At 43.6% G+C, this 13461-nt stretch carries 12 protein-coding genes; 5 read left to right on the forward strand and 7 right to left on the reverse strand.

What is annotated here, in order from left to right; all coding sequences use genetic code 11:
• Positions 1 to 3: 3 nt before the first annotated feature.
• Positions 4 to 918: a DUF58 domain-containing protein gene (locus X939_RS0118980; protein WP_025764864.1), complete on the forward strand. Its 915-nt coding sequence runs from the start codon at positions 4 to 6 to the stop codon at positions 916 to 918.
• A gap of 2 nt (positions 919 to 920) precedes the next feature.
• On the opposite strand, the gene radA is transcribed toward X939_RS0118980, so the two are convergent.
• On the reverse strand, positions 921 to 2288 hold the full coding sequence (gene radA / locus X939_RS0118985) for a DNA repair protein RadA (RefSeq protein WP_025764865.1): 1368 nt from the start codon (positions 2286 to 2288) through the stop codon (positions 921 to 923).
• A gap of 156 nt (positions 2289 to 2444) precedes the next feature.
• Between radA and X939_RS22650 the strand changes: the two genes are divergently transcribed.
• The gene (locus tag X939_RS22650) at positions 2445 to 3161 is read left to right on the forward strand and encodes a porin family protein (RefSeq protein WP_044200122.1); all 717 of its coding nucleotides are present in this window, start codon (positions 2445 to 2447) and stop codon (positions 3159 to 3161) included.
• Between the two features lie 96 nt (positions 3162 to 3257).
• On the opposite strand, the gene X939_RS22655 is transcribed toward X939_RS22650, so the two are convergent.
• Positions 3258 to 3656: a LytR/AlgR family response regulator transcription factor gene (locus tag X939_RS22655; RefSeq protein WP_025764867.1), complete on the reverse strand. Its 399-nt coding sequence runs from the start codon at positions 3654 to 3656 to the stop codon at positions 3258 to 3260.
• Between the two features lie 360 nt (positions 3657 to 4016).
• Between X939_RS22655 and pheS the strand changes: the two genes are divergently transcribed.
• On the forward strand, positions 4017 to 5057 hold the full coding sequence (gene pheS, locus X939_RS0119000) for a phenylalanine--tRNA ligase subunit alpha (RefSeq protein ID WP_044200087.1): 1041 nt from the start codon (positions 4017 to 4019) through the stop codon (positions 5055 to 5057).
• Between the two features lie 48 nt (positions 5058 to 5105).
• On the opposite strand, the gene X939_RS0119005 is transcribed toward pheS, so the two are convergent.
• The 3 genes from X939_RS0119005 to X939_RS0119020 all read right to left on the reverse strand — a co-directional run bounded on the left by X939_RS0119005 (position 5106) and on the right by X939_RS0119020 (position 9034).
• Positions 5106 to 5837, reverse strand: a complete 732-nt coding sequence (locus X939_RS0119005) for an esterase family protein (RefSeq protein ID WP_025764869.1) — start codon at positions 5835 to 5837, stop codon at positions 5106 to 5108.
• Between the two features lie 33 nt (positions 5838 to 5870).
• Positions 5871 to 7301 carry a circularly permuted type 2 ATP-grasp protein gene (locus X939_RS0119010; RefSeq protein WP_025764870.1) on the reverse strand — a complete coding sequence of 477 codons (1431 nt, stop codon included), beginning with the start codon at positions 7299 to 7301 and terminating at the stop codon, positions 5871 to 5873.
• A 503-nt stretch (positions 7302 to 7804) separates the two neighbouring features.
• Positions 7805 to 9034 carry a metallophosphoesterase family protein gene (locus tag X939_RS0119020; protein ID WP_025764871.1) on the reverse strand — a complete coding sequence of 410 codons (1230 nt, stop codon included), beginning with the start codon at positions 9032 to 9034 and terminating at the stop codon, positions 7805 to 7807.
• A gap of 143 nt (positions 9035 to 9177) precedes the next feature.
• Between X939_RS0119020 and X939_RS0119025 the strand changes: the two genes are divergently transcribed.
• Positions 9178 to 9693, forward strand: a complete 516-nt coding sequence (locus X939_RS0119025; RefSeq protein WP_025764872.1) for a DinB family protein — start codon at positions 9178 to 9180, stop codon at positions 9691 to 9693.
• A gap of 54 nt (positions 9694 to 9747) precedes the next feature.
• On the opposite strand, the gene X939_RS0119030 is transcribed toward X939_RS0119025, so the two are convergent.
• Positions 9748 to 10734, reverse strand: a complete 987-nt coding sequence (locus X939_RS0119030) for a glycosyltransferase family 2 protein (protein ID WP_025764873.1) — start codon at positions 10732 to 10734, stop codon at positions 9748 to 9750.
• 239 nt (positions 10735 to 10973) lie between these two features.
• Between X939_RS0119030 and pgeF the strand changes: the two genes are divergently transcribed.
• Positions 10974 to 11738, forward strand: a complete 765-nt coding sequence (pgeF, locus tag X939_RS0119035; protein WP_025764874.1) for a peptidoglycan editing factor PgeF — start codon at positions 10974 to 10976, stop codon at positions 11736 to 11738.
• Between the two features lie 3 nt (positions 11739 to 11741).
• Here the strand turns inward: pgeF and X939_RS0119040 are convergent, their stop codons facing one another.
• Positions 11742 to 13442, reverse strand: a complete 1701-nt coding sequence (locus X939_RS0119040) for a lamin tail domain-containing protein (protein ID WP_025764875.1) — start codon at positions 13440 to 13442, stop codon at positions 11742 to 11744.
• Between the last annotated feature and the right edge of the window lie 19 nt (positions 13443 to 13461).

Below are 13461 nucleotides of genomic sequence, written 5' to 3' on the forward strand. Positions count from 1 at the left end.
TATATGAAGCAGTTTAAGATGGATCTTAGCCAGATCAGAGCCTTTGGCAATCTGGAATTTCTGGCCCGACAGCTTGTCGAAGGATTCATCACGGGGTTGCACAAATCCCCTTTTCATGGATTTTCTGTGGAGTTTGCTGAGCATAAGCTATATAATGCAGGAGAGTCGACAAGATACATCGATTGGAAGGTATTGGCCAAAACGGACCGCTTGTATGTGAAGCGATACGAAGAGGAAACCAACTTGCGCTGTAACATTCTACTCGATGTTTCTTCGTCCATGTATTACCCTTTGGCCACCCACGGAAAATTAACCTTCAGTGTGATGGCAGCAGCAAGTCTTACCTACTTGCTTCAACGACAAAAGGATGCCGTGGGACTATGTACCTTCGCCGAAGATATACGGCTTCAAACTCCGGTGAAGTCTACTCCCTCCCATGCGCATACCCTGATGATGACCCTTGAAGAGCTGCTTAAAAATGAACCTGAACAACAAAAGACCTCAGTTGCAGCGGTCCTGCATCAGATTGCAGCAAAAATACATAAACGCTCGCTGGTAGTGATATTCAGTGATATGTTCGCCGATCCCAGCCAACAGGATGAGCTCTTTCCTGCCCTTCAGCACCTGCGTCACAAGCTTCATGAAGTACTACTGTTTCATGTAACGGACCGACGGACGGAGCGGAGCTTTGACTTTGAAAACCGCCCCTATGAGTTTGTAGATCTAGAAACCGGTGAGAAACTCAAACTACAGCCTCAGCAGATTCGACAACAATATCAGGAAACGGCCGATCGTTTTTATAACAACCTAAAACTCCGCTGTGGCCAATTTAAAATTGATTTTATAGAGGCGGACATCGCCGACGGCTTCGAACCGATCTTATCGGCCTACTTGGCGAAGCATGCCAAAATGCGCTAGTTTCAGCGAAATATCTCCATAAACAGCTGATCCAGATGAGCCACAGGTACGATTTCAATCTTGGCTCTTTTCAGATCTATCCCCTTGCTGTTGTATTTTGAAATGTACATTTTTTCGAAGCCCAGCTTTTCCGCTTCCGATACCCTACTCTCAATACGACTTACGGCTCTCACCTCCCCCCCGAGCCCCACTTCAGCAGCAAAACATACCGATGATGGCAAAAAACGATCTTCGTAAGAAGACACCAGTGATGCCACCACGGCCAGATCAATCGCTGGATCCTCTACCTTTAGTCCTCCGGCCACATTTAAGAATACATCTTGCATTCCCAAACGGAATCCCCCGCGCTTCTCCAGGACTGCCAGCAGCATCTGAAGCCGTTTGGCATCGAAACCAGTGCTGCTCCGCTGCGGTGTTCCATAATTGGCTACTGAAACAAGGGACTGGATTTCGATAAGCAGGGGACGGTTACCTTCCATCATAGACCCGATGGTAATGCCACTGACAGGCTCATCGCGCTGAGAAATCAAGATTTCCGAAGGATTACTTACCTGCCGAAGCCCGTCGCTGTTCATCTCATAAATTCCCAGTTCTGAGGTGCTACCAAACCTATTTTTCATAGTTCGTAAAATCCGGTAGGTCGTATGCCTATCCCCTTCAAATTGCAATACTGTATCGACCATATGCTCCAGCACTTTGGGTCCGGCCAGGGAGCCCTCCTTGGTAATATGGCCAATCAGAAATACAGGAATCCCTGTCTCTTTGGCAAATTTCATGAATTCGGCGGTACATTCCCTCACCTGAGAGACCGATCCTGCTCCCGATTCAATATAGGCCGATTGCATAGTTTGAATAGAATCTACAACCAGTACATCGGGTTTGAATTCTTCTATCTGTTTAAAAATGGACGCAGTCTGAGTTTCTGTGAGTATATAACAGTGATCGCTCTTAGAGGTCATTCTTTCGGCCCGCATCTTAATCTGTTGTTCGGACTCCTCTCCGGAAACATACAAAACACGCTTTTGCCCCAGGGTAAGTGCGATCTGCAACATCAGGGTAGACTTCCCAATACCGGGCTCCCCGCCTATAAGCACCAAAGAACCTTGCACTATACCTCCGCCCAAAACCCTATTTAACTCCTGATCAACGGTGATAATTCTTGGCTCATTTTCATAAATAATCTCGGCAATAGCCTTAGGCCTCCCCCCAAAACTGATGGACTTCCATGATACAGAAGTCAACTTATCTTCCTTTTCAATAACCTCCTGGACGAAGGTATTCCATTCGCTGCAGGAAGGGCAACGCCCTATCCATTTGGGTGAGTTATAGCCACATTCTTGGCAAAAATAGGCAGTTTTGGCTTTAGCCATAAGGGGTATTTGGTTTTGAGTTGTCTGAATAAAAGCGTGGATATCAAAAAAATGTTCAAATATGGAAAGCTTTTCGACGTTAACTCAATAAATATAGCCTTTTGGAATAATTTTAGTAGGCTATCTATGCCAGCATATCACCATTATCTATTAGCCATGAAAAAAAAACGTATTAACTTAACTGCTCTCCTACTTTTTCTGGCCCTTGCCCCGATGGCACAGGCACAAATGAAAGGATTTGCCTTTGGGATTAAAGGCGGTGTCAATCTGTCGCGGCTTACCATGGGCGATGTATTTACCACCAGATACGACGACAACGGGAATCCTTATCTTGGCTTTGACGGAAAAGAAGTAAAAGATAATTTAAAACAAAGTTTCGATACCCGAACCGGAGGAGTAGGTGGAATTTACGTCCGTTTTGGTAAAACATTATTCGTTCAGCCGGAGCTTCTCGTTTCTACCAAAGGGGGAAGTTTCGATATTATTAGAAATGATAACGACAACCCTACCACACAAAAGGTAAATATTAAATACAGCAATATTGATGTCCCATTACTTATAGGACTTAAAGGAGGCCCCTTTCGGGTATTGGCTGGACCCGTTACTTCCTTTCGTATTGGCGATAACCAAAAACTCTCTGAGGCTCTTCGGGAGTACTCTTCCAATTTTAATGATGCCCTCGCAGAGGCCACCTTTGGCTATCAGGTTGGAGTTGGGCTGGATATAGGTAATTTTAGCCTCGACGTCCGTAACGAAGGGTCCTTTACCAACCTTGCTTCATTTCAGGTAAATGGCGCCCCGGTCAATGGAGGCACCACTGTTAGGCAGAAGATCAATTCATGGCAGGTCACCTTAGGCATCAAACTATTGTAAAATACCGGGTTAAAAACGAAACAAGCAGCCTTCGATCCAAGCGATGGCTGCTGTTTTAATTAAATAACCCACTAATTTAATTTCACCCAAAAAAAATTATGCACTAATCCGCCACACTTTCCGGTCGAGCCAAGATGCAATTTCCTTGACTTTCCGACGGGCGACAATTACCTCCTTCCCCTCCACCAGTTTTAAGATGCGGTCATCGTCGGTGCGGCCAGTGATAAAGTTAGCGTTGACCACATATGATTTATGTACTCTCAAAAAATTGATTGCTAAGTTCTCGGAAAGGGCTTTCAATGTTTTGGAAACCAGAAACCGTTTCCCTCCGGTAGTATAGATAAACGAATAATTACCTTCTCCCTGAATAAAAATTATTGCCTCAGGAGAAATATACTGTGTATGCCCCATGATTTGAACCGCAATCGGTAACGAAGACTTACGGGAAGCTCTTGGAGCGACACGTCTATAAGCAGAAGTAGTATAATTTTCCATAACGTAATAAGGTTTATATTAGGAAGTTCGACATGTCAAATTTAATCAGGTTTCTGCTCGAATAAAAGCTGCAGCAGAGACTACAAAAATCACAACTCCTTTACAATCAACATTTTAACGATTTATTGGGAAGCAAATGAGGTAAGCACACCCAGTAAATCACGTAATTTTACGTATATCTATTTTGGCTAATTCTCTACCTGATTTTCATATTTGGCCGGAGATACCACCAATATTTTCCTTGGCATCACTGAAGTTTATTTATCTTTGCCAGTAAAAATTACTCCTTATTTGCCCCTAACGGAAAGAACTATAGGGTCAACATTTCAAAGTCGCTAAAAGAAATTAAATATAATTACCATGATTGCCGATCGCGTAAGAGAATACATCGTCGAAATAGAAAAGAGTAGTGTAAGTAATAAGGAAGAGCTCGAAGCTTTCCGGATGCGATTTATAAGCAAGAAAGGGGTTTTAACTGAACTATTTGATGGACTGAAATCGGCTCCTGCTGAAGACCGCCGTGCCTTGGGGCAGGAATTAAATGCCCTGAAAAACTTAGCGCAGGATAGGTTTAAGGAATTCAATGAGACCATCGAAAATGGTTCGGAAAAAGAATTAAGTGCAACCGTCGATTTATCTCTGCCAGTTACACCCGGAGAACAGGGGGCCCTTCACCCGCTTTCGATTGTTAAACGACGGATCATCGAAATATTCGAGCGCATGGGCTTTAATGTCTCTTATGGGCCAGAAATTGAAAAGGATTGGTATAACTTCAGCGCATTGAATTTTGCCGACAACCACCCTGCCAGAGAAATGCAGGATACTTTTTTTATATCCAAAAGCGAGGTGGCTACCAGAGAGGACGTGCTCCTTCGAACACATACCTCTAACGTACAGGTCAGACTTATGGAAAGGCAGAAACCACCAATCCGCTCCATTATGCCAGGAAGAGTGTTTCGAAATGAAGCAATCTCGGCCCGGGCCCATTGCGTTTTTCACCAGGTGGAAGGCCTATATATCGATCGTTCCGTTTCTTTTAAGGACCTAAAGGACACCCTTTATCATTTTGCCAAGGAAATGTTTGGAAAGGATACAAAGATAAGGCTGCGCCCCTCCTATTTTCCCTTCACGGAGCCTAGTGCGGAAATAGACGTATCCTGTTTCATTTGCGGGGGTTCTGGCTGTAATATCTGTAAGCATAGCGGTTGGGTAGAAATTGGTGGCTCGGGAATGGTAGATCCTAATGTACTGGAAAATTGCGGCATAGACAGCAATGAATATACAGGCTTCGCCTTTGGAATGGGTGTAGAACGTATCACCATGCTACGCTATGGCATTAATGACCTAAGGCTATTCACGGAAAATGATATCCGATTTATAAGACAGTTTCAGGGAGCCTGATCTAAAAACAAAAAACGTTTCAGATAACCTGAAGCGTTTTTTGTTTTTTTAAAATCTGGTACTTAAATAATGGTTTAAGATTCTATGCCAAGCGCCCCATTCATGGGCAAAATCGGGACCCCAATCATCCATTTCATGTCCTACCATCTTACCATTTAATACCTCCGATAAGGCTCGGGTATACTCCGGATGCTCGTGAGCACCGGAGCCTGTTATCAGGTGAATATGTCGGCTACTGCGATATAAGTTAAGGTGCGATTCAACCTTCAAATTGGGTAGGTAATGTATGGGTGAATTGAAATAGACATTAGTGTCATAGTATCCGTTAGTATACAGACTTAGATCATAACAACCACTCATCCCAATCACTCCTCCAAAGATATCTGGATGTTTGAAATAGAGGTTAGCAGCATGTAAAGCTCCGAAGGCAGCGCCTCCCGTTACAATCAAATTCTGAGGACTGGTCGTGTTCCTAATAAATGGCACCACCTCCTGGTAAATATAATCGTTGAAGGCCTGATGCCTTACCCCTTGCTCCTCGCCACTCATGTATGGGTTAAGCCAGCTTTCGCCATTAATACTATTCACGCAATAAACCTTCACCTTTCCCTGGTCAATATGCTGGCTGATACTATTGATAAGCCCCATCTGCTCATATTCCAGAAAGTGTGACTGCGCCGTAGGAATCAGCAAAAGCGCAAAACCATAATGACCATAAGTGGCAACTTCCATGTCCTTGTTCAGCAAGGGGCTAAACCAACTCGTTACCGTTTTTTCCATACTGTGTGTATATTTTTACATATTATTTAGCTCTTAGTACAAGACCCACGTATCCTTTCCTCCCCCTCCTTGTGATGAGTTCACCACTAGCGAACCCTTGGTCAGGGCCACACGGGTAAGTCCCCCCGGGATTACACTAATATTATCGCCATACAAAATATATGGACGCAAATCCACATGTCTGCCCTCGGCATGCCCATCGATCATACAAGGCACCCTAGAAAGGGAAATGGTGGGTTGAGCAATGTAGTTTCTAGGATTATTTTTTATCTTTTCCCTAAACAGATTATGCTCCTCCGTTGACGCTTTCGGCCCGATTAACATGCCATAGCCTCCCGCTTCATTTGCTTCTTTTACCACCAGCTGGTCAATATTTTCAAGAACGTAGTTAAGATCATCCTGTTCTCCACAAATGAATGTTTCCACATTCGGAATAATTGCCTCTTCTCCAAGATAATACTTGATTATTCTGGGGACATAAGCGTACACCACCTTATCATCTGCAACTCCCGTGCCAGGCGCATTTGCCAAAGCCACTCTCCCCTTTTTATAAACTTCAAATATACCTGGGATACCGATTAAGGAGTCAGGATTGAAGGCATTTTTATCGAGAAAGGTATCGTCGATCCGTCGATATATTACATCCACAATCTGTAAGCCTTTCGTTGTTTTCATTTTTACATATCCGTCAGAAACGACCAGGTCCCGGGCATCAACGAGTTCTACACCCATTTGTTGGGCCAGATAAGAATGTTCGAAATAGGCCGAATTGTATATACCCGGAGTCAGTACTGCTATTGTGGGGTTTGGGCGATCGGCTAAACTTTGCAACATTTGCAAAAGCCGTGTCGCATAGTCAGATACGGGTCTGACCCCAGTACGCGCAAGTACATCAGGGAATATCTGCTTGGAAAGCTCTCTGTTTTCCAGCATATAAGAAACCCCCGATGGGCAGCGCAAATTATCTTCCAGTACCATAAAGGTGCCATCGTTACCCTTAATCAGATCGGTACCGGTAATGTGACACCAGATTCCTTTTGGGGGCTTCAGCCCGACACAGGGCTTGAGAAAACACTTACTGGACTCAATTAAATCGCGAGGTACTATCCCGTCGTTAAGAATATTTTGGTCATTATAAACGTCATGGATAAACATATTCAGCGCTTTAATTCGCTGTTTGAGTCCTTTCTCTAGCCACTGCCACTCTGCATTAGCCAAAATACGCGGGATGATATCGATGGGCATAATGCGTTCGGTTCCCTCCCCTTCCGAATATACATTGAAGGTAATGCCCATAGACAAGAGCGCACGCTCAGTAGCCAGATGGCGGTTCGACAAATCTTCATGAGAAAGACTTTCGAACTTTTGCTTCAGATGTTCATAGCCTGGCCGGATGGCACCAGTTTCTGAAAACATTTCATCGTAAAAGCTGTCGGTATTATAGTCGCTAAATGAAAAATTCATACTATACAAAATTATTTTAATTATTAAGCTTAAACCTACAGAACAATATATGGCCAAAGTTTCGGAATACAAAATAAATTTACAGAACCCTGTAAAGACATTATTAATCCTATATAATATATAACAAAATTTAGCAAATAAAAAGTAGCTAGAATATTTAACAGGATCTCATTCCTTACAAACATCCTGAATAGGGGGAATCGATAAAATTTCCGTTTATTACCATGCTAATTTTGAAGGTATTTGTTATTTTCGCAATTAAAATATAAAAGATAGCAATATCATCATCGATTTATTAACGACTTTTACAACAAGCCCCATGAAATTACCTAGTTTCGCATATATCTTAACTTTTCTAATTCTGTTCCTTGTCCTAGTCGTATTTGCAGATACTTTTCTGTTTGTCCTAGGCACAATAGGGTTAATTGTAACTTTCGCAGCTCATTACAGAGAGGATGCACATGCTGCAGGGCATCACTGATACTGTGTCCTATTAAGATATATTAATCGGCCAGACTGGATAGGGATTCAATAAATTCCCATTCGAGCTGGCCGTTTTGTGCATTCAACACCCATTGCTCTTTAGCTACTAACTTATCATCTAAGTCGATGTATTGGGCCTCAAGTTGAGAACCTTGCAGGTTCAATAATACAAAGCCATTATAGCCTAGTCGGTGGCGCTTCACTACCGTTCGCACCCGGGTATCGTAGAATTGTATTTTCTCCCTTTCCGCCTCTTTGCCAGGCCATTCGATCTCTACTGGCATACCTCCATGACCAATACAGCGTCCATAGACTTCCGGGCCATTTTCTTGCTGGGTCTTATTATAGATAACCAACCGATGATCGTGCCCCCAAAACCAAATCAGCGGCCGGGCAGCATCACCCATCAATTCCTTAATTTGTTGGGCCGGTACAGGGTAAGCCTCCCTGAATGCGCTAAAGTATGGATGGTGGCTCAAAAGGACAATTCCCCGCCGGTCGGAAGCATCTCCTATACGCACTACATCTCTCAACCAATCTATCTGTTCCTTTCGCAAGTGGCAGTCTGGAGGTCTGATGATCTCAACGAAGGGGCGCTCAACGGAGGTATAGCCCGTGTCCAGACCTATGATACGCCAATACTGGTTTTCCAGACAGAAAAACCCGGCTTTTTGCGTATGCTTTACTTTTCCATCAGAAGCATACATCGCAGGCAATAGATGGCGAAAATAGGCCTTGCCATTGGAATACATCTCGTGATTACCAGGCAAAGCTAAACTTCCCGAACCCCCATAATACCAGGATGCATAGGGCGCTGTAAAATTTTCATACACCTCCTTCTCCGTCCCCACAAAATACACATCACCCAGGTGAATAGAATAATCGGGGCGTCGTTGGGCAACCAATTCAGCCACCCTATCCGACTCAATTGTGTCACTGGCCCAATCAGAAAGAAGAGCCAAAGTTACCAGTTCCGTTTTTGGTAGGGCCGGCAAGAGTGGATAGCATCCATTATCATCTCCTTTTGGATAACAAAGATAGGGGTGCCTTTGCCCGAATCGGCTGCGTAAATAATGCCAGGCAAAGCCGATAACATTAGTCTTAAAAAATTCTGATAATTTTCGGGTTACCGTACTCTCTTCTGAGGTTTTGCGGTCATAAATTTTTTGCTGGGCCTTTGCATGGTTTTCTACCTGATTGTGCCCTAGATCCAAATATGTTTCAACCTTCTCCTTAGCGTTTTTTTTCATAAAAGTTTTTATAATAAACAGAATCTACGACAGGTATCTACTCTTGTGAGGAATATACAGCTTTGTCTTTAATTCAACCATAGAACCTATTTTTTGACCCAGTTTTTCTGTAAATTAGCCTACCACACTAAAATCAAACCATCATGAAAAGTATAACCCTTATTTTACTTGCTGTGCTTTGGACTGGAACAAATATGGCCCAAAGTACTAAAGAGGCCCAAATAGCGAATTGGGAAAGAGCCAAAGCCTATACCATGGAATACCTTCAAGCTATGCCGGAGGCGGGTTATGCGCTTAAACCGACTCCAGAAATAAGGTCTTTTGGGGAACAAATGGCGCATCTGGCCGACGCAAACTATGCCTTCGCTTCTGGCGCTTCAGGTATGCAAAACCCTTCAAAAACCTCTTTAGAGAAGCAGGGGGAACTCTCAAAGGCTGCCTTAACCCAAAGCGTAGCAGAAAGTTATGACTTTGTATTAAAGGCTATTGAAAGTATGAATGATGCCGATTTTGACAAAAGCATCAAGTTGTTCGGAATGGATATTAATGCTGGATCGGCACTGGATAAGGCCTTCGAGCATCAGTCTCATCACCGTGGACAGTGTACCGTATACTTACGCCTTAACGGCACAAAACCTCCGCAGGAGAAGTTATTTTAATATTTAATAAGTGTCACGGGGGGGCAAATGTAAGTTACGCCCCCTCTTGACACATTATTTGCTGGCCTTCTCTCGAAGTTGATATACTCCTATGGCCAAAAAGCTATAAAACTTCATTAAGAAAGGGGGTACGATATGATCTCTAATGATTTCCCGACGAACCTTGGAAGTAGGCTTTGCCAATTGAATATATTTGAGCGCATATTTAACCTTCGGCCAGTAGCGATCCTTATATTCTTTTGAAAAAAGCAATTTATAATAGTAAGTAGCAATATTTTTCTTCAAACGGTCATCAAAGCGGTAGTCCAATTCCTTATTAATATTGGAATACATCTGAATACGATTAAAAAGAAAGTCAGCACCATAATGATTATCGGCAAAGCTTGCCCCTCCTCTGTTCTTTCGGTAAACTGACATCACTTCGTCGATATAACCTATTGGCCCTCGCTTAGCGAACATAATATTTCTGGGAATATCTCCACTCGTGGATAAATTAGTCCATTCAGGATCTGGATGTTTAGCAAAATCCTCCCGTCTGAACATCACACTTGAAGTGGCTATAAAACACAGTTCATCTTCTCCAACCAGGTCATCTACATTAAACTCGGATTTTTGAATCCAGTTGACCAGATGATTCGGAGCCGAAAAGTCGTCATATATTACTTCCGCATTATGAAAACAGGCTGAATAATGCGGATGGGCATCGAGCAGCTCTACTTGCTTCTGTAATTTATGTGGGGAAGTGAGGTAGTCATCACCATCAAATTGGGCTATATATTCCCCTTTCGCAGCAGCAAAAGTGGCTAAGGCGTTAAATTTGCCATTGAGCCCTAAATTCCTGTCATGAAGCAGCAGTCTAATCTTATCAGGATGTCGCTGCTGATACGCTATCAAAACCTCTCTTGTATTATCCTGAGACAGATCGTCCCCTACAATAATTTCAAAATCAAATGTAGTCTCCTGCATCAGGATTGAATCCAGTGTTTTGGCAATAAATTTACCGTGGTTATAAGTAACTACACATACACTTACCTTTAACATATTTTATAATTCGATGGTATTTTTTTTATTAAAAAGTATCTCTTTTCAATAACCAGCATTAATTTTGAGGTTGCTAGAAAAGGGAATACAACTTTTCAATATTTCGTGCTGCAAAGATACCGTATTTTAATAATTTGGCAGCTCCATTCCAAAGATCAACTTCGCTTTTCTGATGCCTGAAGTCAAGGTCTGCGATTGGAATAAATAAAATATCCCATCAAAAATTCTGAAAATATCAAATGAGCCCACAGGAACGCCCCATGTACCGAATTCCTAAAATTTTTCAGAATCAACCTGGGCTCATTGCGGCGGAGAGCACGCGGCATGGAGGTGTTAGCACCACTCCCTATAAGAGTCTGAACCTGGGAGGGCAGGGCGCCGACACCACCGAAAATATAATTGAGAACAACCTTCGCTTTTTTGGGGCATTAGAAGTTCCATTCAAGCAGGTGGCCAAGACACACCAGGTACACGGAAATCTCGTACTTTCTGTTAATGAGCCAGGAAGATATGAAGGTTATGACGCTTTAATCACCAATTGTCCGGAGATTCAATTGGCAGTTACCATAGCCGATTGCACACCCATTCTCCTATACGATCCGGCAAGCCGGTCTGTAGCGGCCATTCATGCCGGATGGCGTGGCACAGTGGGCAATATAGCTCTTCATACTATTGAAAATATGAAACAGCTATTTGGAACCCAACCAGATACTTGTCTGGCTTATATTGGAACCTGTATAGACTTTGATTCTTTCGAAGTAGGCCCGGAAGTAGCGCAACATTTTGACTCTGCCTTCCAGAAACCTGCAGATATGGAGGGAAAGTTTCTTGTTGATTTGAAGGAAGCCAACCGGGCTCAATTGATGCAAGCCGGGCTTCATTCGTCCCATATTGAAATCTCCCCCTACTCCACAGCAAAGCATCTTTTCGACTATTTTAGCTATCGTTTCGAAAAGGGCCAAACGGGCAGGATGTTGGCCACGATTGGTATGCGGACTTTGTAATCTCTAACGCCCCAAGACGAGCTTGCATTTGAAAGTCTGCCGATAGCCCGAAGCATTCCATACCTCAGAGACAATAAAATAGTAGCCGCCCGCCACTAGGTTACCCTGTTGATCGGTACCGTCCCAAACTAGGGTATCCTGACCACCTACCGAAAGGTTACTCGCTAAAATCTTGATTAATCTACCGTTTTGATTAAAAATTGAGACGTTTGCAAAATGACCTGGTCTCGTAAAACTAAAGCGTACCAGAGCAATATCATCGATCCCATCGCCATTGGGGCTGAATCCCTCGGGTTCTACCACGACCAGGTCCAGGGCTTCGGCCAGATAACGCTGACTATTAGCGTAACCTGGCGTACCAAATCCACTAGCACCGGAAGCAGACTGCCAGTTCCCGGGGGCGTTCGATGGTTTTTGTAGGTTTACTCTTTCCAGGGATACTCCCTTTTGTTTTGCCAGCAATGGATCATGCATAGACTGGGAATACAAGAGCCGATCTACAACTTTTCCCTGATCATTGAATAACACCACTCCTCCCGTATCGAGGGCATATGCAGGCAGCTGCGAAACATTCACATATCGCCTTCCCCCGACAAGGGGTTTTTCATCATAAGGATACTGCCGAAAAACCTTCAATCCATCGATACTGACGACCAGATAACCATAGGGAGGTATCAATAATGGATGACTTGTAATTAGCTTTTCATTTTCATTCCTTCCATTTCTAACGTTCCCTAACTTCCATCCCGACAGATTAACAAAATTGTTGGAATGATTGACCAGCTCCACATAATCGACTCCTTCAGCCAGAGAATTGAATAAAACCTCACTGATCAAGACCGCTCCTGAATCAACGATGACCGGCAATCCCAGACGAATGCTGGTCTCTGGCATCAGGTTACCAGCACAATCGGAAACATTACGGATCCTGAATTCTTCACCGATGCCTATCTGCAATTCCTTTGGCAGGCTAGCCTGCACAACTGAAAATTCAGGTCTTTGCAGGAGTATCGACCGTGCTGGCGATCCATCCATAACAAAAGAGCCATCAAATGATAGCTTTAGACTATCCAGCCTTTCGCTAAATACCATACGAACCGACTGCTGGTTGTAAAGGCCATAATATGCGAGCTGAGGCGATTGCCTATCGGAAAGCGAAACGACAATACTATTGATTTTTGAAGGAGTACCACCCAAAGGATCTACTGATGCCTGCCAATTCTCCCGATCAGTACAGGGGGCATGAATATCCTTAATTTCTAATGCATATCCACCCTGCCTCTTAGAAGGCTCCCACCAAGACGAAGAGTAGCTCACGGCGTATACCAGCTGATTTGTAGAAGAATATAATGCCAAGGAAGCCCCATCATTGGGAAGAGTCAGAGAAGACAATCCGCAAAGACGACCATAAGGAGTAAATAGAGACAAATTGTTTTTATGGCATAGTAGTATATAAGAACCAGCCGGCAACAGTGTATCGGGGAGAAGGATTTGCGTCTGCCCTATGGTTAACTTCCAGTTTTTTAGAGAAAGATCCGTCGAGCCCGTATTCAGCAGTTCCAGGTATTCGGCATTAGGTAGTCCGACAGGAGGAGATGGATCGGACATTATCTCAGTGATAAGAATCTGCCCATAGTAGTTCTGAAAGGTCCGGCCTGGAACAGCCTGGAGAACTAGCCAATAAATTAGCAAAAGATGCGTCATACCCTATAAGCTTTACGCC

The organism is Dyadobacter tibetensis Y620-1 (genome assembly GCF_000566685.1).
Taxonomy (GTDB): domain Bacteria; phylum Bacteroidota; class Bacteroidia; order Cytophagales; family Spirosomataceae; genus Dyadobacter; species Dyadobacter tibetensis.